Raw genomic sequence first — 21,209 nt, 5'->3', positions numbered from 1 at the left:
CACATTTTGTGTAACTGCCAGTTTTAAATAACATCTTTTAATCGGTCTTCGAATTCGATCATAAATCGATTTAAGGCCGATTTCCAATTTCTTATCGGCATCGTCCATTTTTTAGATGCCTGCTCAATAGCTAAGTAAACCACCTTTTTCGCCGAATCGTCATGTGGGAACAGCTTACGTTTCTTAATGGCTTTACGTATAACTGAGTTCAGCGATTCAATAGCGTTGGTGGTGTAAATAGCTTTTCTGATATCTTCAGGGTAATTGAAGATGGTACTAACGTTTTGCCAGTTATTTCGCCATGAGCGAGAGATATTGGGATATTTACTGTCCCAGCGTTGCTCAAACTGCTCTAAGGCCATTAAGGCTTCATCTTCAGTTACCGATTGGTATATGCGCTTTAAATCAGCCGTGATGGCTTTGTAGTCTTTCCACGGCACAAACTTCAATGAATTACGCACCATATGAACAATACAAAGCTGAATTTGTGTGTCAGGATAAACGGTATTAATTGCATCAGGGAAACCTTTAAGGCCATCGACACAGGCGATAAGGATATCTTTGACGCCACGGTTTTGAAGCTCCGTTAATACGTTAAGCCAGAACTTCGCGCCTTCGTTTTCTGATATCCACATACCTAGAAGTTCTTTATGGCCTTCGATATTCACGCCTAAGGCTAAGTAAATGGCTTTGTTGATGACTTGCTTATCTTGGCGTATTTTTACAACCAAGCAGTCGAGATAGACGATTGGGTAAACAGCATCAAGCGGCCTGGCTTGCCACTCGACGACTTGAGCGATAACCGCATCAGTCACACGAGAAATCAGTGTTGGTGAAACATCTGCATCGTACATTTCCTTGAATGTGGACACGATTTCACGAGTCGTCATGCCTTTGGAATACAGATATAAAATCTTGTCATCCATTGACGTAAAGCGGGTTTGATTCTTTTTAACCAGTTGAGGCTCAAAACTAGAATCTCTATCACGAGGTGTATCTAAATCAATCTCGCCATCTTCTGTTCGTATAGTTTTGGGCGAATAGCCATTGCGTGAATTATCGTTGATGGATTGCTCATGACGAACATAACCAAGGTGTTCATCCAGCTCCGCATTAAGCGCAGCTTCAACCGTTACCTTGGTAAGCATTTTACGAAAGTTCGTTAAATCTGCTTCCGTTTTGATGGATTTAGCCGCTTGCTTGGCAAAGACTTCAAGTTCTTTCTTGTTCATAACTACCTATCCTAAACCCTATATGGGTATTAATAATAGGCAGTTACACAGATTTAGTTACAGAGTCGAAAAAGTGTTGTTTGCTTAATTATTGCACCTTGTGGCGTTAAATAAACCAACTTGGCTAACAGAAGCTATTGAACTCAATCATCCACACAAATACTTACTCAGGTATTTAGCTAAGTAACTATCGCAGCTTACCCAGTTTGTTTATAATTGCCGCCACTTTTATCTCCAGGCTTTTCTTATGTATCAATTTTTAGCGTTAACTTCTCCGGGTATTGAAATTTTATTGGTGGACGAGATCCAGCAATTAGGTGGAAGCAACGTGGTGCAAAAGCCAGAGGGGGTTTATTTTACTGCCGAGCTAGCACAGGCTTACCAAATTTGTTTGTGGACGCGTTTAGCGAGCCGAGTCTTGCTAAAACTGAGCGAAGGCGATGCACAAAACAAAGATGCACTTTATCAAGCGGCAAAATCGGTGGAGTGGGATGACTGCTTTGCACCTGAGCATTCGTTTGCGATTGATTTTGTTGGCAAGAGCCGAGAAATTCGCAACAGTCAATTTGGTGGCTTAACAGTAAAAGACGCCATTGTTGATTATTTTAGAGAAAATGATTTAGAGCGCCCATCGGTCAGTAAACAAGATCCTGATATTCGCATCCAAGCACGTTTACTCAAAGGGCAAGTCAGCTTTTACCTAGACTTCTCTGGCCGAGGCTTATTCCAACGTGGTTACCGCAAAGACAGCGGCGCGGCGCCGTTAAAAGAGAATCTGGCCGCTGCCATGGTGATGCGCTCTGGCTGGCTAGAAGACACAAGTAAACCGCTTGTTGATCCTATGTGTGGTTCAGGCACAGTGTTAATTGAAGCGATTGGCCTAGCGACCAAACAAGCACCGGGTTTAGAGCGTGAATTTTGGGGCTTTGAACATTGGTTTGGCCATGATGATGCCCTCTGGCAGCAAACCTTTGACAAGGCTCACCAAACATCTATCGACAATTTTGCCAACTTCACTGGTAAAGTATACGGAAGCGACATCGACAGTCGCGTCGTCAACACCGCGAAACAAAACGCCCGTAAAGCTGGCATTTCTGATCTTATTGAATTTAGCTGCAAAGACGCGGGTAAAATTAATAACGTATTTTCAACACCAGGCGTTATGCTATTTAACCCGCCATACGGCGAGCGCATTGGTGAATTACCAGAGTTAGTCGAGCTATTTGGCGAATTTGGTGGCAAGCTAAAACAGCAGTACAGCAATTGGCGCGTGTCTATTTTAACGGCCAATACTGAGTTGTTGTCACTGTTAAAACTGGCGACGAGCAAGCGCTATAAGTTTAAAAACGGCCCTCTCGATTGTTTGTTAGCGACTTACGACTTAGATGACAAACAACTCGCAAAAGACAGTTTACACGGCGGTGTTGATTTAAGTCAGCAACCGTCCGATTTTGCTAATCGTTTAAAGAAAAACCTAAAAGCCCTCAAAGGTTGGATAAAGTCAGAAGGTATCGAATGTTATCGTTGTTACGATGCCGACATTCCTGAATACAATGTCGCTGTCGATGTCTATCAAGATTACCTCGTTATCCAGGAATACGCTGCGCCAGCTAAAATAGCCGCTGAAAAAGTCGCAAAGCGTTTACAAGAAGTGCTCTTTTGGGCGCCTAAAGTTACTGGCATTGACGCCAGTAAAGTCGTACTGAAAACGCGCCAGAAGCAAAAGGGCAGTAACCAGTACAACAAACTGAATAAAAAGAACCAAGCGCTTGTCGTCAACGAGCACGGCGCCAAGCTCAAAGTGAACTTGTGGGATTACCTTGATACAGGTTTGTTCCTTGACCATCGTAAAACAAGGCAAATTGTTGCGAAATGGGCAAAAGATAAAAGTTTACTTAACTTGTTCGCCTATACTGGCTCGGTTTCGGTGCAGGCAGCACTTCACGGGGCTGAAAAAGTCACGACCGTAGATATGTCAAACACTTACCTCAATTGGGCGCAGGAAAATTTTGCGTTAAACCAATTGGTAAGCCACAAGTATGAATTTGTGCAAGCCGATTGCTTAAATTGGCTAAAAGAGAACACCGACAAATTCCAACGTATTTTTATCGATCCGCCAACGTTTTCAAATTCTAAACGCATGGATGATGCCTTTGATGTGCAACGTGATCACATAGCGATGATCACTGATGCACTTGGCTCACTGACTGACGATGGCGAGATACTGTTTACCAACAACAAGCGTAATTTTAAAATTGACGTTGAAGCGCTAAGCGAGCTTGGTTTAAAAGCACAAAATCTAACGGATAAAACACGTGATAAGGATTTTGCGCGCAACAAGCACATTCATAACAGCTGGTTGATTACTCGAATATAAGCGCTAGGAAAAATAGCATGATTGATCATGGATTTATTTTATACGGCAGTGACGGCTGCCACTTATGTGAAGATGCGCTAGCACTGTGTCAGCTGTTACCTATGCCAATAATGCTGACATTGGTTGATATAGTCGATGAAGAAGACTTAGTTGAAGCCTATGGCCAGCATATTCCGGTAATGCAGCGTGATATCGATGGTAAAGAGCTATTCTGGCCCTTTAACCTCAAACAGCTAACCGAGTTCGTTGCCAATGGTTTGGCGTTAGCCGCTAATGCCAGTAACCAAGCCGCTAATTAACGTAGTGAAATAGAGTAGTAAATATCCCAATGGAACTAATCCGTATAACTAATGCTGAGCTCGCTTTTGGCGACGCTAAAATTCTTGATGATGCCGAGCTGAGAATTAATCAAGGTGAGCGCGTTTGTCTGGTTGGCCGCAACGGTGCTGGCAAATCCTCATTATTAAAAATCGTCAGTGGTCGACAGCAACTGGACGATGGTCAATTGACCTTCTCTAACGATATTCGTATCGCCATGTTGGAGCAAGATCCCCCGCAAACCTGCGATAAAACGGTGTTTGATTATGTTTCTGAAGGCTTACATGCCAATGCTGAGCTCATTAAACAATATCACCAGTTAGTCACCCTGGTTGCCGAACAGCCAAGTGAGAAAAATTTAGATGCGTTGGCGAATGTACAGCAGCAACTAGAGCAGGCGAATGCCTGGCAAGACGAGCAGCGCATTGAACAAGTGTTAAGTACTTTGGCACTTGATGCGGATAAAACAGTTGATCAACTCTCTGGTGGTTGGCTTCGAAAGCTTGCCTTAGCCAAGGCCTTGGTAACCAACCCAGATGTATTACTACTTGATGAACCAACTAACCACTTAGATATAGACAGTGTCTTATGGTTAGAGCAATTTTTGAAAAACTTTGCTGGTACTATTGTTTTTATTAGCCATGACCGTGCGTTTATTCGCCGTTTATCGACTCGCATTGTTGATTTAGATCGCGGACAATTAACTAGCTATCCTGGCGATTACGATAAGTACGTCGAGCAAAAACAACACGATTTACACGTAGAAGCACAGCAAAATGCGTTGTTCGATAAGAAGCTTGCGGAAGAAGAGGCTTGGATCCGTCAAGGTATTAAAGCACGCCGCACCCGTAATGAAGGGCGAGTACGCGCACTTGAGCGTTTACGTGTAGAGCGCAGCCAACGCCGAGAGTTAAAATCGCAAGGTGATATTGAAATATCCAGTGGCGATCGTTCCGGCAAGCTTGTCTTCGAAGCACAAGACACCTCGATTGCATTTGATGAAAAGCGCGTGATTAATCACCTCAACTTGCTTGTCAGCCGAGGCGATCGTTTGGCGCTGATCGGCGCCAACGGTACAGGTAAGTCAACCTTAATTAAGCTATTAATGGAGCAGCTTAAACCGACGTCAGGTAAGGTCCGCGTTGGCGTTAACTTAGATATTGCTTATTTTGATCAGCATCGTGAACAGCTTGACCCGAATAAAACGGTGCAAGATACCGTTGCAGATGGCAAGCAGGAAGTCACGTTAAATGGTCGCAGCCGCCATGTACTGGGTTATCTACAAGATTTCTTATTCAGCCCTAAACGCGCACGTACGCCAGTAAGAGCATTATCTGGTGGTGAAAAAAATCGCTTGTTACTGGCGCGTTTATTCTTGCGCCCGAGTAACTTGTTAATTCTCGATGAGCCAACCAATGATTTGGATATTGAAACTTTAGAGCTTTTAGAAGAAGTTGTCGCCAATTATAACGGTACGGTTGTGTTAGTGAGTCACGATCGCGATTTCGTTAACAACTGTGTTAATACTTGTCTGTATTTTGATGGCAGTGGCCATATTGAACAAATTGTCGGCGGTTATGACGACGTTGATCAATATCTTGCCTACAAGGCGGCGCAACGAAAAGCTCATGAGGAGCAATTAAAACCAGCACAAGCCTCTGAAAAACCAAAACAAAAGCAGGATAAACCCACCGCGAAGAAAAAATTATCTTATAAAGAGGCCAGAGAGCTTGAAGCTTTGCCAGAGGAAATAGATAATCTGGAGTCTTTAATTGGTGAATTGCAAGATCAGGTCAATCAACCAGACTTCTTTAGCCAAGACACAGCAACAACTCAGAAAATATTGAACCAGCTGCAAGAAAGTGAGTCAAAGCTCGAAGCTGCTTACGACAGGTGGCAAGAGTTAGATGAAAAATAATAAGTGAGATAAGTAGTTAGATGAAAAGTATTATGAAATCTCTGGTTGCCCTTAGTGTAACCAGCGCATTATCGGCAGCTGCGGTTAACGCTGCAACCTATGAAGTCGTTGATCTAGGTGAAGTGAACTCACTTAAATTCTCTTACGGACAACAAGTTAACAATCTTGGTGAATCAGCCGTGCAGGGCACAGATAGTTATAACTTGCCCGTACAATTTCAATATCTAGATGAAGATGATTACGACACAATCGTCAATAATGCTGATCGCACCCACGAACTAGTCAATAACTTAGAAGATATCGAAGATGAAGCCGCACTTCGTGCCGGTAACCCAACGGCTAACGACTTAGTGTGGGTGACCCGCTTTTTGGAAGGCCAAGGTAGTTCCCGCTATCAAAAAATTGGTGACACGGTTGCCATGATCAATCGCAGCGGCCAATCAGAAGAATTTGTTGTTTTTGATACCCCGTTTACCAACACGAGTACCTTGACCCGTTCAACAATCGACTTTATTAACGGTATTACAGACAATGGTTGGGTTTACGGTAACGGCTCAGCGCCATACTTACCGCTAGATTTTACCGAAAGTGATGGTGATGAGGTAACACATTGGGTGCGTGATTTTGCAACTCGTGCATTTATCTCTACGGATTACGGTCAAACGATCAAGCCTATTTTAGCGCCTGAAACCCGTTTTTATAATGGCCAATCAGCGATTTTAGATATCAAGGGCACAACTGCTGTTGGCTACGTGAGTAACCGACTTAACCAAAATCGCGTAGACGATATTGAAGATGAAACTGGTGGCTGCGCGGATCCCAATATTGTTGATGACATTCCGTTTGAAGTTTGTGTGCAAAACTTGTCAAGCGACTTGTACTTCCTAACCGCTTATCAATGGGACTTAGATAGCGAAGGTAATGTTGTTGGTGAAACCGATTTAGGTTTACTGGTCACGCCAAATGAAAGTGACGAGCGAGTGTATCGCAGTTATGCGCAAGCTATTAATGCTAACGGTGTTGCGGTTGGTTTTAGTCACGGTTGGATCGATGAAACTGAAACATCGCCAAGCCAAAATGAACCTCGTCGTCTTTATCCCGTTGTGTATAAAAACGGTGAAGTAACGAGCCTTGTCGAAGATCATGGTGAAGTAGGTGAAGGGCGAGCATACGATATTAACGACAATGGTATCGCAGTTGGTTATGTTACTCGTTCAGTAAATGGCTCAGTACGTGAAAAGTTTTATCATATTGATACTAACGCACCAGCTGGTGATATGACGATGATTTTCCCTGATGATTTCTTTAACGGTTCATCAAGTACTGCATTTGCTATCAATAACGCTGGGTTAATTGTCGGTGAAGGTGAGTTCGAAACGCAAAATAGCACTAGCCAACGCCGCACACATGGCTTCTTGTACGATATCAATAATGAAACGTTTACCGATCTAAATGATTTCTTAACATGCAACTCTGATTACACCATCATTGAAGCACGTGATATTAACGACAACAATGAAATTTCTGCCACCGCAGTTGTTAAAGTGCCACGCAGAGATGCGAAAGGTGAATTAATGTTGAGTGACAGCGGCGAGCAACTCGTTGAAGATGTTGTACGTGCGGTTACGTTAAGACCAATCAGTGGTGACATTGAAGATTGTACTCAAGTGTCAGAAGACCGAGTGGAGCGTAAAGGTGCTGGCTTAGGCGCAGGGCTGCTTGCAATGCTTTCTGTATTTGGTTTTAGACGTAAGCGCAATCGTTAGCCCCTTGCTCAAGGTATAAGAACTTTTGAAAATTAAAACGGCTCATTTCGAGCCGTTTTTGTATTATCTGGATCAGGAACCCTTAAACTAAACTGGTAACTCTCTCTTTTGAAAGTGAAATATCAGTTGTGATTGAAACGTCTATCAATAAAATTTGTATTTATTACTCACAAACAAAGCTTTTCGTTTTGTTCTTCATTAATATAGATTTCAACTTCTTGCCAAAGCGCACTATTGCTCCATTTATCACGTTGCCCGCAAATATATGGGAAATAGGTCCTAAAAAATGCGGTTGCTGGAATCGTTAAATAGCGGTCTATGGTCTTTTGGTCACACAGCGAAAGCTCAACGCAAATAATAGCTTCTTCATATAAATTAAATAAAGCTCTGATTTTATATCCCATTTTTTGCTTATTTATGAGGTCAATCATAAAATCAATATAGCCCTTGTTGGTTTTATCTCGCTCGAAAAGATCTTTAATATCACTATGCGCTTCTTGCATCATTTTATTAATACTTAGCCGATGTTGGAAAATCTCCCCAGTTTGGTGACGTTTGATGATTGCCAAGCTGATATTGATTTTTTGATTTTGCTTATGCTCCAGGTACTCAAACAAGCTGATAAGACCGCCACAAATTAGCACCAAAACCGTTAATAGCGAAACCACGGTATTAATGGCTTTATGGTGGGTGTTGAAGGCATCAAGGAGTGGCATTATTCATTCCCTTTACATGATGCTAATTCCGGATTTAGCTTACAAATATCAATAATACCCTTGGGCTTGTGCATTGGCGACGATGGCGCTGGGGAAGGGGGACTATTACTTTGAGACATTTCCTGCAACGGCTCACTTTTTTCTTTGTTTGGTGAGTCTTTTTTACTGCTCGGTTTTACGTTATTAACAACCTGCTTTGGCAACTTTTTACTTTGTTCTTTATGTTGAGTTCCGCTAGATGCTGGATTTGCTATTGCTTTTAAAGAAACAATAGTCAGTGCCAATATTAGCGTGATGGTATAAAGTCTAGCCATTACAATCGTTCCTCGATCTAGTTTTAACATTATTGTTTGTAATCCATTCTTTTAGGTTCTATGAATGACTTGTCCGTGAGCGATGATTCAATTCTAAAGTTTACTTTCGCACTATTGCGTAGATATTTGGGTGAGCGGCCAGTTTGGTAAGGCTTTATCTCAGTTGGACTGGTGTATTTGGTGAGCTTGTGAGTCGTCGCTTCCGTTGCCATAAGTCATTTCCATCGCAATGCAGCTTTTTAAGCTGGCGTTGCTTGCAATTGTTGTATCGTCGTTGTGCACTTAGGTATAGCCTAGTTTATTCGTATTTTCCTGTAGATAGCCCAAAACGAAATGACGTTGCCAACTTGTGAGCATATGAGAAATGACGCGGCGGCATATAGGCGCTATTACAACTTAGCAAGACTTCATAGTGCTAATGGTGATCTTTCTCCAGTAGAATAATAAGCAAAGCTCCTGAAGAAAACTGTCCTGATTTGTTGCGCGGCACTGATTTAGATGCAAACAGAGCCAAAGAAATGGCTTTCGAAATGCGAAAAGCTGGCTTACCTATTATAATTCTCAAATAAAGTAAGCCGACTGACTATGTTCGTGAGCCGCTAAAAGTAGTAGGTGCAATCGGCAATTGGCAGCGAATTGTTAGGCCTTTACCAGATGGTGATTCGACACTAATAGTCCCATTCATTTGTTCAATATTCTGCTTCATAATTGCCATACCTAAGCCATACCCCTCGATTGCTTTTGAACGACTGGAGTCAACGCGATAAAAAGGTTCAAAAATTTTATGTAGATGTTGCTCTTCTATGCCGGGGCCATTGTCACTAATGATTAAAATAATATCGCGTTTTTCTCGTTCAAGGTTTATCTCTACGGTACATTTTTTACCCGCATATTTAAGAGCGTTCGATATCGCATTTTGTAAAATGCAGGTAATTGCGTCATCATCTGCCATGACGTAACTATCTTCGGTGTGATTAACAAAGCTAATGCGTTGCTGTTGACCAAGCTCCGGCTTTAGTTTTTCGATAGCCTGCTCAATAATAGGAGCTAATTGCTGCGGGCTTAGCTCAAATTGAAAGTGTCGACTCTGCAAGCGACTAAAGTCTAAAATTTGTTGAATAAGCCTGTTCATTTCCTCGCTGTTTTCTTCGATAGTTTCAAAATAACTGAGTTGCTCTGGGTGTAATCTGCTTTTCAGCAAGTGCATGGCTAAGCTTTGTCGAGTGAGGGGAGTTCTAAGTTCGTGAGAGATGTTGCGCAGTAACTTTTTATGGCTACCCAATAACTTTTCAATTTGGCTGGCCATGTGATCAAAATCTAATGCTAAATTGTGAAATTCAGTAATATTGCTGTTGACTTGATTAGATGCTCTTACGGCTAGGTTACCAGTGGCTAGCTGTCGGCTGACCTTTTGTAAGCGCCTTAGTGGTTGCTGTAGGTGTTTGGCAAAAATTCTTGAAACTAGTGCCAATGTTATCGCAGCGACTAGAAAACGCATCAACCATAGATAATATTTGGCTTCGTCAGCAGGGTGTAATTGCCAAGGCAACTGAATCATTAAGTGGTCATCATTTGATAAGTGAATTGCCAACATCGGCTTACTGACTCGATTGTTCATGGGTTGATCAAGTTGGCGACTTTGTGACATTTTAAATTGAGCATGGGGGTGAATCTCCCTTGCTGTGATACTTTTATTTTCGTTATCAACCACATACAAGGCATATCGCTGCGCTTCTTCCCAATTTTTTAGGCTGGCTAAGTCATTATTGTCAATATACGCTTGCGCTTGATAGGCCAAATCTTGAAACTCTTGTTGCAACTTGGCTGGTAAGGTTAATAGCGTGTTGATGAGCAGTAATTCAATAAGGGTAGATAGTGTGAATACCAACAAAAAAATGGCACTAAAGTAGCCAAATAAACGCTGACTAATACTGAGCTGAGGAAAGTTTTGAGTTAACTTCATTAGTTTTTACTTAAACTATAATTAGCGCTTTTGAGTAAAGGCATAGCCTTTGCCACGAACGGTAACAATCGTCTTTTTGGGCAGCCCCGCTTGGGTTAATTTGCGGCGAATATTACTAATGTGCATATCGAGATTGCGATCAAACTGACAATAATCGCGGCGCAGGATTTTTATTTGTAAGTCTTTTTTGGATACTGTTCTGCCTTGGTGTTGCATTAAATAATCAATTAGCTCAAATTCGGTATTGGTTAACGGTAGTGCTTGAATGGCTTGCTGCAGGTTAGTGTCAGAAATTGCCGTGCCAGTGCGTTGCCGCTCCATCGCCACTCGACGCAATATTGCTTTTATTCGAACTAATAATTCAGGCACACTAAAAGGTTTGGCCAAGTAATGATCAGCGCCAGCAGCAAAGCCCTCTATTTTTGCGCTTTCATCTGCCATAGCCGTTAGCATTAAAATTGGCGTGGCAAAGCGTTTGCACACTTGTTTAGCGGTTTGGATACCATTTAGCTTTGGCATCATGACGTCAAGTAATAACAAATCTATTGACTTTTGACCAAGAATATCAAGGGCTTGCTCGCCATCATGGGCGAGGCTAATAGTGTAATTTTCTTCTTCTAATACTGACTTTAATAACTCGCACAACTGCAAGTCATCATCGGCTACTAAAATATTAGGCACAGCAATAAAATATAAATAGGAATAATTGGCGATATCATTACTATTTTTTAATTGATTGCAAGTTATTCTTAAAATAAATGATGACAAAGCACTGTAATTGTAAGTTTTGTAAATTATTTGCACATGATAATTATTATCATTTAGAATTCTGCCCGTTTTAACTTCTCCCCTAATTAAGGCACTTTTAAATGAAAGTAAAATATCTCTCTTTAGCCGTAGCTGCTGCACTTAGTAGCCAAGTATTGGCTGATGATATTCAAGAATTAGCAACCACAGAAGTGAGTGCTAAAACCAATAAGCAGCAAGTTATCACCGCTGAACGACTGGCTAATTTACAAGTTAACGATGTTAAAGGTACTTTACAACAACTTGCTGGCGTTGATGTTAGTAACAGTGTTCGTTATAGCCAAAAAGTTTATTTACGCGGTCTTGAAGAGCATTCTGCCAATGTCACCATTGATGGCGCACGTCAAGACGGTCAAATGTTTCACCACGCCAGTAATCAGGTGATTGACCCAGCCATTTTAAAATCAGCTACTGTTGAATTAGGTGCAACCTCAGTGCTTAGCGGTTACGGTGCTAACACGGGTGCGGTTAGATATGAAACTAAAGATCCGCAAGATATGCTGGCTGCGGATGAGCAATTTGGTGCAAGAGTGTCACTTGCTGCCGACGACGCCACTGAATTTAGACAAGCAAACGTTACTGGCTACGGTCGTCTAACTGAGCAATTAAGTGTGTTAGCTTATGTTAATTACAATGAGTCAGGCGATATTGAAACACCAGATGCCGCGCCAATTGTTAGTAAGCACAGTGAATTAAAAAGCGGCTTATTTAAAGCGGTTTACGATTTTTCTGACACCGAACAATTAGAATTTTCTGCCCAATATGCTGAAGATGGCGGTCGCCGCAACCTTTCAGGCGAAAAGCCTGGCGCGACAAGCCTTGAGCAAGCGTTAGGGTTTCACGGTTATGAGCGCGATACGTATACCTTAGGTTACCAAAACAGCAGTGATGATCCGTTATTAGACTTAGCTGTTAATGTTTATGCCAATGAAAAACGTTTAGTGCGTGAGCCAATTGTTCAAGGTGCTAGCGCATACCCAGAACGCGAATACTCATATACCACTTATGGTTTGGATGCCAACAATACCTTTATTATTAACGATATTGCTTGGACTGCTGGCATTGAGACCTTTAAAGCTGAGCAAGATATTAAAGTTGATGGCTTTAGAGTGAACACCCTTGAAGATGGCAGTACTGAACAGGTTGATATTAATATTCACGATGAGCCTACCGCTTCATTAGTGGCTGGTTATGTTCAAGCTGAGCTTAACTTTGGTGATGTAACAGTTGTCCCTGGTGTTCGTTATGACAGTTACAGCTTAGGCGGCGCTTATGATCTTTCGTTTAACAAGTTATCACCTAAGTTAGCGGTTGACTGGCAGGCCAATAAAGATCTTAACCTTAAACTAGGCTATGGCCGCATTTTTAAAGGCCCTGCGTTAGCAGAAACACTAACCCTTGGCACTAATATTCAACAAGCCGATAATGTTGCCGCTGAAACCGGTAATCACGTTGAATTTAATATTATTCAAGACTTAGCTGAGCAGTTGTCAGTAGATAGCGCAAAAGCCTATGTTAATTTGTTCCATTACGCCATTGACAACTACTACCACCCAACTAAAAACACTAGCTTGGCAGGTGGTCGTTTTGACTTAGAAGTTGATGGTGTTGAAGCGGGCTTTAACGTTAGTCATGAAGATTTAACGGCTTATATTAACTACAGCTATAACACCGGCGATAACGAATACCCGGGTTACACAACCGATCACTTATATGCAGGTACTCAAGTCGTAAAACTAGGTCTTGATTACCAAGTAAACAATGCCTTAGTTGTTGGCTTTAATAGTTACTTTGCTAGTAATGCCGATTTAGATCGCAATTCTCTTAACGGTGAAGGTCAAGTTGAAACAGAAGAAGTGAAAAAAGCAGGCTATGGCGTTACTAACCTTTGGTTAGCTTATGACGTAGAGCAAGTGGAAGGCCTAATTGTGAGATTAGGTGTTGATAACGTTTTCGATAAAGCTTATCAAAACCACAATAGCTTTGGTATGTACTGGGGTAATGCCGATTACAACGACAATGAAGTGGGTCGTAACATCAAAGTTGGCGTTAGCTACCAGTTCTAATTAACTAATCTCAACTCTCATTAAGAGCTGAGGTTAACCAATCAGTAATAGCGGCCAGTATTCAACTGGCCGTTTTATGTAAATTATTGTTATGAAAATATCTCTTCTTCGCAGTCAACTAGCTTGGCTTGTTTTTGCAGCGTTATCGGCAACCAGTGTAGTTGCTTCAGAACAGGGGCAAGTAAAAACAACGACACCAGCAACCATAGATCAATTAACCAAACAATGGCTTGATTTAGCACAGTCGAGCAATCAACTTCAACAAGACTGGCAACTAGAGCAACAACAGCTCGAACTTAGGATTGCACTGCTTAAAGAGCAAAATAAAATCTTATCCTCGCAAATTAGTCAGGACAATAGTCAGCAAGATCAAGTTAATCAGCAAAGGCAAGCAATTTTAACTGAGCAAACTGTGCTTGAGAAAAGTGTCGGCCAATATCAAAAAGCTTTGCCAGCGATTATTAACCAATTACAAACCCTGGTTGCCTCTTTGCCGCCCTATTTAGCCGAGCAGTTAAAAGGTGAGTTAGCCCAGTTAAGCCTGAGAGGGAATCAAATTGAAACGCAAACTCGAGTAGGTAAGTCTCTTAGTAACGAATATCAAGCCATTGCCAGCATTATTAAACAACTAACCAAAAGCTCAGGCTTAATTCAGCTCAAACAAGGGGTGATTGACATTAATGGCAGTGAGCGCTTAACCCAGCAATTGTATTTTGGTCATGATCAGGCGTGGTTTATTAGCTCAGATAACAGCTTTAGTGGCATTGGCTTTCGTCAGCAAAACAGCTGGCAGTGGCTAGCAGTTGACGATGCTAATGAACAAATTCGCCAGGCAATTAACCATGCTGAAAGCCAAACACCGGGTCAGTTAATCAACTTACCGATTGCTTTAGGAGCACACTAATGAGCCCACTAATAAAGTCGGTAATAACAATAAACTCGATAATAAGCTTGTACTTGTTGGCGTTTTCAACCGTATTTGTTATTGCCAGCCCAAGCAGTTTTGCCAGCGACATTAGTAGCGTTGAGGCCGAATTACTGGCAGAAATAAAACGTGCCAACAAAGCCTACCAACAGCAAACGCAAGCAATTGCCAAACAGCGTCGGCAATTGTTAAAACAGTTAGCAAGCCAAGAGCAGACACTGAAAAAACTCAGTGTTGAGGCCAAACTTATTACGCGCACTAAAGACGAGCAAAACTTAAGTGTGACTAAGCTCGAAGAGCGCTTAGCCAGTTGGCAGCAGCAGTACAATTACCTCAACCATCTGTTAGCTAGCATAGATAACCGCAAGCCAATTACCTCGTTAGCAGCGCTCAGCGAACGGATTGAGCAACACCTCAAACCGACGCAATTCGAGCCGATGCAAGTTGCACTCACCAGTGGTGAGCTGATTAACGGCGAAAAGTTGAGTGTAGGACCAGCGAATATTTTTATTAGCGGCGATAACCAGCAAGCGGGCTTAGTCGCTGGTTTGGTGACTCAGGTCGAGCAAACGTGGCAATTGGCACTTCAATACGATGATGCTCAAACCGCTGCAGCACTTGAATTACAGCAAAACCAGCGCGGCACACTGGCATTAGACGCTACCAATAATCGCAGTTTAATTTTAAATCAACACCAAGAAACCATTGCTGAACACTTAAATAAAGGCGGCATTTGGATTGTCCCCATTTTGGCTTTTGCTTTGTTAGCATTGACCATTGCTGGTGTTAAAGCGGTTAGCCTAAGTCGTTTACCTAAGTTAAAGCCAGCATTATCTTCAATTGAGAATACATCAACTGACAACAGCAAGCTTGGCATTTATCAACAGCGTTTACTAACCATCGCTAAACAAAACCAGCACAGCCAAACGCAATCTGACGACTTGTTATTTGATCAACTGATGCAAATTAAACAAGAAATTGAACGCGGTTTAAGTGCTATTGCGGTCACCGCAGCGGTTGCGCCGCTACTGGGGTTATTGGGTACCGTTAGTGGCATGATCCAAACCTTTAAACTGATGACTTTATTTGGCGCCGGTGATGCCAATGCCGTATCTGGCGGTATTTCTGAGTCATTGGTGACCACAGAGCTTGGTTTGATTGTTGCGATCCCTGCTTTGGTTGCACACGCGTTAATGTCGCGTCGTTGCCATCACTATATGAATGGCTTGGAGTCTTTTGCCATTCGTTTATCGCATCAACAAGTCCCCCCCCCTGAAAATAACACGAGTGTTACCCGTGAGGTCACCAATGTTGCTTAGTCATTCACTTAGTCATTTACTTAATCAATGGTCACCTAGTAACTGGCTACCGGAAGAACTCATTACTGGCGGGGTAGTTATCTGGCTCATTATTGCGTTAGCGCTGGTTTGTTATAGCCTACTACTACAAGCACTTTATTGCAGCTATAAAAAACAAAACTTAGCGTGGCTACAAAGCTGGTTAACACCACTGCAAATTTTAATTAGTGCACTGCCTTTACTCGGCTTACTGGGCACGATTATCGGTTTGCTAGATACCTTTGCCGCAATAAGCAACAACTCGGCGCTGTCGATGAGCGATGCTATAGGTAAAGCCTTATTAACCACGCAAGCTGGTTTATTGGTGGCAATTCCTGCGATGGTGATGCTTTGGAAATTACAGCGTACAGTGGATAACTTTGCTCCTAGTCCAGCTCTGACGGAAGTCAGCTGTGTAGTTGAAACGAGCAACGAGGAACTCAATCATGCGGCCTAGTTTGCAGCAGCGCTTGAGTAATGCTCAAAATCAGCAAATTGATTTATCACCGTTGCTCGATGTGGTTTTTATTTTGCTGATTTTCTTTATTGTCACCACAGTGTTTGTCAAAGAAACTGGCGTTGAAGTCAGTAAGCCGCAGGCGATGAGCGCCTCCGATTTAGAAAAGAAAAGCATCTTAATCGCGATTACCGATAGTGGCCAAGTCATGTATGGTGGCCAAGATATTGGTGTTGTCGGCGTAAAACCTACGGTTAGCCAATTACTGGTGCAACAAACAATGCCAGTGATTTTACAGGTTGATCAAGAAGTTAAAACCAAGCTCTTGGTTGAAGTGATGGATCAAGCAAAAGCGGCTGGTGCCACTAAGGTTAACCTAGCGACGGTAATGCCATGATCCAAATGCGCTTTATGCTATTAGCTCTGGTGATTGTCACAGGTTTAATGGCGATATTAATTATCAATAATCGCAGCGACTTAACCAAGCCAGATACTTTATTGGTACAGCCTCTTGAGCAAGTTGCAGTATTGCCACCGCCACCACCGCCGCCAACAGTAAAAGAACTTACTCAGCCGCAAACCCTCAAGTTAGATTTACGGCAGTCTAGCCAAGGGCCGAGCTTAAAACTCAGTAAAATCAATATCAAACTGACTAAACCGCAATTAGCTGCGCCTGAGATTCTAGACTTTACCCCTGAATTTGACAGTAAAGCGATTGCCGCGGCCTTAACTGGTTTTGCTTTAAATGAGCTCGACCAACAGCCCCGTTTAACGACACCGTTAGAAATTCGCTTTACTTCAAAAATGAAAGGGGCGGGGGTTAAGCAAGTGAAAGTGAAATTGCACGTAGTGATTGAAATTGACGGCAAGGTTCACTTAAAAGCGATCAAAGAGAACCCTTACCCAGAGCTTAATATCGCGATTAAACAATTAACCAAAAAAGCGCGCTTCACTGCGCCAAAACGCCAAGGTAAAGCGGTGCGCGCTGAATTTATTTGGCCATTAGTATTAAAAGAATCATGAACAATTATTTATTTTTTTCTAAACCATCGTCGATATTGCCCTCAGCAGTATTGACAGGCGTTTTATTGCTAAGTGCTTCGTTTAGCCAAGCGAGTTCTGGCACCGAGCTAGAGATCAAACTTGAGCAGCCTAAGCTACTGATGCAGCAAATTTCTGCCAGCGAGCTTGGCATTAAGCCTGTGTTGACCAAGGGCGAGCAGCAGTATCATCAATTAATTAATGACAAGCTCAAAAACAAGCAATATCGACAGTTGCTTGAGACATTGAAGCAGCAAATTGATATTGAACAGGCGAGCGCGGCAATGGCTTATTTACTCGGCCAACTGGCATTGCAACAACAGCAATTTCAAGTGGCGACCAAGTATTTTGAGCAAGCGATAAAAAAGCAAACTGGTTATGGCAAAGCGCATCACGGCTTGGCGTTAGCCAAATTACAATTAAAACAATACACTAGCGCCAGCGCTCATTTAGTTGAGGCAATGCAGTTGGGGGTTAAAGATGCTCAACTTTATAGCTACCTCGGTTATAGCTATATTCAAGCGAACAATTTTCACAGCGCAGTAGTTGCTTATCAGCAAGCCAAGTTATTAGCGCCTGATGACAATCAGGTTAATCAATCACTGCTATATGCCTATAGTCAAGCGGGTCAAACCCAAGCAGCATTGAGCTTATTAACACAAATGCTTAATCAAGAACCCAACAATGCCGATTTATGGCTACATCGCGCCAATGTTTTATTAGTTAAGCAGCAGTATCAAAGGGCGATTGCCAGCTTAGAAACGGCAATTCGCTTGGACAAAAAAAAGCATGTACCAACCAGTGCAGACAATATTGCACTGACCGCACAACTACAGCTGCAGTATGGCAGTATTGCTCGTGCCGAGCACTTGTATCAGCAAATTTGGCGTGAGCATGCTAACCCCGAGCTAGTCATTGACGCGGTTGAATACTTGCTTGCTAAGCAGCAACTTAACAGTGCCAGTAAGTTGTTAGGGCAAATCAACAAAGGTCAATCCAAAACCAGTAAGTCGCTTAGCAGTCAGCAACAAAGCCAGCTTGCTTATTTAAATGGCAAAGTGCAATTGGCCAAGGGGAAACGCGTTAAGGCGGATAAATATTTTCAACAAGCGTTGGCGTTAAATGCAGTAAACGGCCAAGCATTATTAGCTTCAGCTCAGTTAAAGCGCCGAGCTGGTCAAAGCCATCAAGCGCAAATGCTGCTGTTAAGAGCGGCTAATCTCGATGAATTTAAACTCAACGCCTTAACCGAACACGCAGATTTAATGATGACTTTGGGTCGCTACCGCAAAGCGCTTGAGTTACTCCAGCAAGCGTTAGATTTTGCCCCTAGTGAAAGCAGTATCTTTGAAAATATTAAAATACTTGAGCGCATTGTTAGTCAGGAAGCTAGCTAATGCGGGTTAATAGAAATCTACTGAATTTTTCACGTTTAATTCACGTTTATGTTTCGATGGCGTTATTGAGCTTGATGATTTTTTTCTCGATAACCGGCATTACCCTTAATCACCCTGAGTGGTTCGCAGATGATCAAGCAACAGTTGAAGAAGCTGACTTTGTTGTTAATCCCGAGCTGTTATTGCCAAGTACACAGGGTCAGTTACTCGACGTCTTACTAAAACAACAACACCTTAACGGCAATCGTCTAAGCATTGAGCGCAGTGATGATGAACTTTTTATCAGTGATAAAGGCCCTGGCCGTTATTTAAGCTTAACCATTGATTTAGCCAGTGGCGAAGCGTTTAAAGAAGCAACCGATTACGGCTACTGGGCACTGTTTAACGATTTACACAAAGGCCGCAATAGCGGTGGTTTTTGGCGCTTTATTATTGATTTGAGCGCAGTATTGATGATCGTTTTTAGCATCACTGGTTTTATTTTAGCACTGGCTCAACGGCGAATTAACCGCACCATGGCCGCTAGCATTATTACCACCATTGCCATGGTAATTATCTATTGGCTCTGGGTTTAACACTATTCGTTATTTTATTAGTTATGTTCTTGTATGGATTTGTTTATGAAAAAATCATTGGTTTTTGTTTCGCTACTGTCACTTTCGGGGCTTTCTCTCTCGGGCTTTTCGAGCCAAGCATTGGCAACCGAGTTAAAGCTTGAACTCAATTTGCCACAGCAAACAGGGGAGTATCACAACCCTTATGTTGCGATTTGGCTTGAAGACAGCTCAGGCAAAAGTATTCGCACCTTAGCGCTATGGCGTGAAGGGGCTAAATGGCTCAAAGATATTCGCCGTTGGTGGCGCAAAGTCGGCCGAAAAGATGCTGAGTTAGTCGATGCAATCACCTCTGCAACCCACGCTGCTGGCCGCTACCAACTGAGCTTTGATGCCGTTGATGACAATCAACAACCGTTAGCCGCGGGCGATTATATTTTACGTATTGAAGTTGTCCGTGAAAATGGTGGCCGCAGCATGGTCAAACAACCATTCACTTTAACTGGCAAAAGCCAACGTTTTACCTTAGCAGCGACGCCAGAAACTGCTCAATCTACTTTTATTATCAAGGAGTAACCATGAAACTTAAACCGTTATTTATTGCTGCTACTAGCTTATTACTCGCCACCCAAGCAAGTGCTCATAATCGCTGGCTACTGCCAAGCCACTTTAATTTATCGAACGATAAAGGCGAGTGGATCATGGTTGATGTTACCGCCTCGAACGAAACCTTTTTTGTCGACAAACCTATGGGCGCAGAGCGCATGGTCATTACTGGCCCTGACGGTAAAAGAGTAAGAGCTGGCTCATTGTACAAAGGTCATCGCAAAAGTGTTGTCGATTTACAGTTAACGCAAAGCGGTACTTATCAATTACAACTTGCGGGGACACCTTCGTACTTTACTCGTTACGAAGTAAAAGGCGAAGAAAAGCCCAAGTTTATGCGCAATGTTAACAAGCAACAGCGTGATGCCCGTTTGCCAAAAGATGCCATTAACGTTGAAACCCTTGAAGGTTATAGCAATGTATTGAGTTTTGTTACGTTAAACTCGCCATCAGTTTCATTCCCGCTTAGCAAGCAAGGTTTAGAGCTGATTCCGGTGACTCATCCGTCGGATATTGCTCAAGGTGAACCCGTTGAGTTTAAATTTGCCTTTAACGGCGAAGTAAAAGCTGGGGTGAATGTTGAAATTATTCGCGAAGGTGTCCGTTATCGCAATGATCCTGAAGCGTTAGAATTAACTTCAGATAAAAACGGCGCGATTAAGTTCACCCCTAAACAAGCGGGGCGTTATCTTTTAATGGCAGATTACCAGCAGGACGTGAGCGATTATGCCTTAGCAGATAAAGTTGGTGGACGGGTGTTTTTAACCTTTGAAGCGGTATTAGACTAAGTTACAAATATTGTTTTTTAAAAGAAAAAACAGTACCTTAATATATTCGACAGGGGCATTAAGCCCCTTTATTTTTCTCGCTTTTCAGTCTCTCGATAACCTGTAACCAGCCCCAAATTACGCGTTGTAACGGTAAATCCTCGTTTGGATGTTCACGTTGCATTAATTTTATCTCATTGGTTTGTGACTCTGCGTATTCAATAAAATGCTTGTTGTTCATCATTCGTCCTTAATCATCAAAGTAGTGAGGTATTAAGCGCTTACTTTGGTGAACACCAACCAGCCTGATTGAGTAATTTAGTTAATGAAAATTGCGGAGGCTCCACGCAGTGGAAACCGTTACCAACTAAAAATTTATATTACGGAGTAATAGCTAGCCAGCAACGATTTAAGTACCAAAACACGACAGGCCAATTATCCCTGGTAAGCTTTTTAGTACCAAGCAAGAGAAAGCTAAATCTGTGACAGACTGGGGCGATTAACGGTGACGTACTTGATAGAATAAAACACCAGATACCTCTATAAGCATCCCTTCCCCGCTATGTCCAATACTCTTTAGTATTGGACATAGTGATTTAGGGCGTTTAAACTAGTTTTATTCTGATAATCATACTAATTATTTGTTTT

General features: G+C 42.4%; 20 protein-coding genes. 14 read left to right on the top strand and 6 right to left on the bottom strand.

Going from position 1 to position 21,209, the window contains the following annotated elements:
- Positions 1-23 precede the first annotated feature (23 nt).
- A complete protein-coding gene (locus DXX93_RS10290; protein WP_116007348.1) occupies positions 24-1,232 on the bottom strand; it encodes an IS256 family transposase in 1,209 nt (402 codons plus the stop codon).
- 247 nt (positions 1,233-1,479) lie between these two features.
- On the opposite strand from DXX93_RS10290, the gene rlmKL reads away from it, so the two are divergent.
- From rlmKL to DXX93_RS10270, 4 genes are read left to right on the top strand one after another with little or no spacing between them, the layout of a single operon-like run.
- Positions 1,480-3,609, top strand: a complete 2,130-nt coding sequence (gene rlmKL, locus DXX93_RS10285; RefSeq protein ID WP_116008022.1) for a bifunctional 23S rRNA (guanine(2069)-N(7))-methyltransferase RlmK/23S rRNA (guanine(2445)-N(2))-methyltransferase RlmL — start codon at positions 1,480-1,482, stop codon at positions 3,607-3,609.
- A 17-nt stretch (positions 3,610-3,626) separates the two neighbouring features.
- Positions 3,627-3,908, top strand: coding sequence for a glutaredoxin family protein (locus tag DXX93_RS10280; protein WP_116008021.1), 282 nt, complete (start codon positions 3,627-3,629; stop codon positions 3,906-3,908).
- A gap of 29 nt (positions 3,909-3,937) precedes the next feature.
- On the top strand, positions 3,938-5,845 hold the full coding sequence (gene uup, locus DXX93_RS10275) for an ATP-binding cassette ATPase Uup (protein ID WP_116008020.1): 1,908 nt from the start codon (positions 3,938-3,940) through the stop codon (positions 5,843-5,845).
- Positions 5,846-5,865: 20 nt separating this feature from the next.
- Entirely contained in the window at positions 5,866-7,611 is a 1,746-nt protein-coding gene (locus DXX93_RS10270; protein ID WP_116008019.1) for a DUF3466 family protein, read from the top strand.
- Positions 7,612-7,778: 167 nt separating this feature from the next.
- Here DXX93_RS10270 and DXX93_RS10265 read toward each other — a convergent pair whose 3' ends face one another.
- The 4 genes from DXX93_RS10265 to DXX93_RS10250 all read right to left on the bottom strand — a co-directional run bounded on the left by DXX93_RS10265 (position 7,779) and on the right by DXX93_RS10250 (position 11,285).
- Positions 7,779-8,327 carry a DUF4760 domain-containing protein gene (locus DXX93_RS10265; RefSeq protein ID WP_116008018.1) on the bottom strand — a complete coding sequence of 183 codons (549 nt, stop codon included), beginning with the start codon at positions 8,325-8,327 and terminating at the stop codon, positions 7,779-7,781.
- Positions 8,327-8,641 carry a hypothetical protein gene (locus DXX93_RS10260; protein WP_116008017.1) on the bottom strand — a complete coding sequence of 105 codons (315 nt, stop codon included), beginning with the start codon at positions 8,639-8,641 and terminating at the stop codon, positions 8,327-8,329. Before DXX93_RS10260 ends, DXX93_RS10265 begins: the two co-directional genes overlap by 1 nt.
- Before the next feature lie 583 nt (positions 8,642-9,224).
- Positions 9,225-10,604 (bottom strand): sensor histidine kinase, encoded by a 1,380-nt coding sequence (locus tag DXX93_RS10255; protein WP_116008016.1) that lies wholly within the window; start codon positions 10,602-10,604, stop codon positions 9,225-9,227.
- A 21-nt stretch (positions 10,605-10,625) separates the two neighbouring features.
- The gene (locus DXX93_RS10250) at positions 10,626-11,285 is read right to left on the bottom strand and encodes a response regulator transcription factor (protein WP_116009915.1); all 660 of its coding nucleotides are present in this window, start codon (positions 11,283-11,285) and stop codon (positions 10,626-10,628) included.
- 188 nt (positions 11,286-11,473) lie between these two features.
- On the opposite strand from DXX93_RS10250, the gene DXX93_RS10245 reads away from it, so the two are divergent.
- From DXX93_RS10245 to DXX93_RS10200, 10 genes are all read left to right on the top strand, one after another.
- Positions 11,474-13,477: a TonB-dependent receptor domain-containing protein gene (locus DXX93_RS10245; RefSeq protein WP_116008015.1), complete on the top strand. Its 2,004-nt coding sequence runs from the start codon at positions 11,474-11,476 to the stop codon at positions 13,475-13,477.
- Positions 13,478-13,568: 91 nt separating this feature from the next.
- A complete protein-coding gene (locus DXX93_RS10240; protein WP_116008014.1) occupies positions 13,569-14,381 on the top strand; it encodes a DUF3450 family protein in 813 nt (270 codons plus the stop codon).
- The gene (locus DXX93_RS10235) at positions 14,381-15,721 is read left to right on the top strand and encodes a MotA/TolQ/ExbB proton channel family protein (protein WP_116008013.1); all 1,341 of its coding nucleotides are present in this window, start codon (positions 14,381-14,383) and stop codon (positions 15,719-15,721) included. Before DXX93_RS10240 ends, DXX93_RS10235 begins: the two co-directional genes overlap by 1 nt.
- On the top strand, positions 15,711-16,196 hold the full coding sequence (locus DXX93_RS10230) for a MotA/TolQ/ExbB proton channel family protein (protein ID WP_116008012.1): 486 nt from the start codon (positions 15,711-15,713) through the stop codon (positions 16,194-16,196). The genes DXX93_RS10235 and DXX93_RS10230 overlap by 11 nt, the downstream gene beginning before the upstream one ends.
- Positions 16,186-16,593 carry an ExbD/TolR family protein gene (locus DXX93_RS10225; RefSeq protein ID WP_116008011.1) on the top strand — a complete coding sequence of 136 codons (408 nt, stop codon included), beginning with the start codon at positions 16,186-16,188 and terminating at the stop codon, positions 16,591-16,593. The genes DXX93_RS10230 and DXX93_RS10225 overlap by 11 nt, the downstream gene beginning before the upstream one ends.
- Positions 16,590-17,219 carry a hypothetical protein gene (locus tag DXX93_RS10220; RefSeq protein WP_116008010.1) on the top strand — a complete coding sequence of 210 codons (630 nt, stop codon included), beginning with the start codon at positions 16,590-16,592 and terminating at the stop codon, positions 17,217-17,219. Before DXX93_RS10225 ends, DXX93_RS10220 begins: the two co-directional genes overlap by 4 nt.
- Complete coding sequence (locus DXX93_RS10215; RefSeq protein ID WP_116008009.1) at positions 17,216-18,634, top strand: tetratricopeptide repeat protein; 1,419 nt, start codon at positions 17,216-17,218, stop codon at positions 18,632-18,634. Before DXX93_RS10220 ends, DXX93_RS10215 begins: the two co-directional genes overlap by 4 nt.
- On the top strand, positions 18,634-19,209 hold the full coding sequence (locus DXX93_RS10210) for a PepSY-associated TM helix domain-containing protein (protein ID WP_116008008.1): 576 nt from the start codon (positions 18,634-18,636) through the stop codon (positions 19,207-19,209). The genes DXX93_RS10215 and DXX93_RS10210 overlap by 1 nt, the downstream gene beginning before the upstream one ends.
- 45 nt (positions 19,210-19,254) lie before the next feature.
- Entirely contained in the window at positions 19,255-19,764 is a 510-nt protein-coding gene (locus DXX93_RS10205; protein ID WP_116009914.1) for a DUF2271 domain-containing protein, read from the top strand.
- 2 nt (positions 19,765-19,766) lie between these two features.
- Positions 19,767-20,582: a DUF4198 domain-containing protein gene (locus tag DXX93_RS10200; RefSeq protein WP_116008007.1), complete on the top strand. Its 816-nt coding sequence runs from the start codon at positions 19,767-19,769 to the stop codon at positions 20,580-20,582.
- 58 nt (positions 20,583-20,640) lie between these two features.
- On the opposite strand, the gene DXX93_RS20790 is transcribed toward DXX93_RS10200, so the two are convergent.
- On the bottom strand, positions 20,641-20,802 hold the full coding sequence (locus DXX93_RS20790) for a hypothetical protein (RefSeq protein ID WP_181902196.1): 162 nt from the start codon (positions 20,800-20,802) through the stop codon (positions 20,641-20,643).
- Between the last annotated feature and the right edge of the window lie 407 nt (positions 20,803-21,209).

This window comes from Thalassotalea euphylliae, from assembly GCF_003390335.1.
Lineage (GTDB): Bacteria > Pseudomonadota > Gammaproteobacteria > Enterobacterales > Alteromonadaceae > Thalassotalea_F > Thalassotalea_F euphylliae_B.
This window is presented reverse-complemented; position numbering and strand designations above follow the sequence as displayed.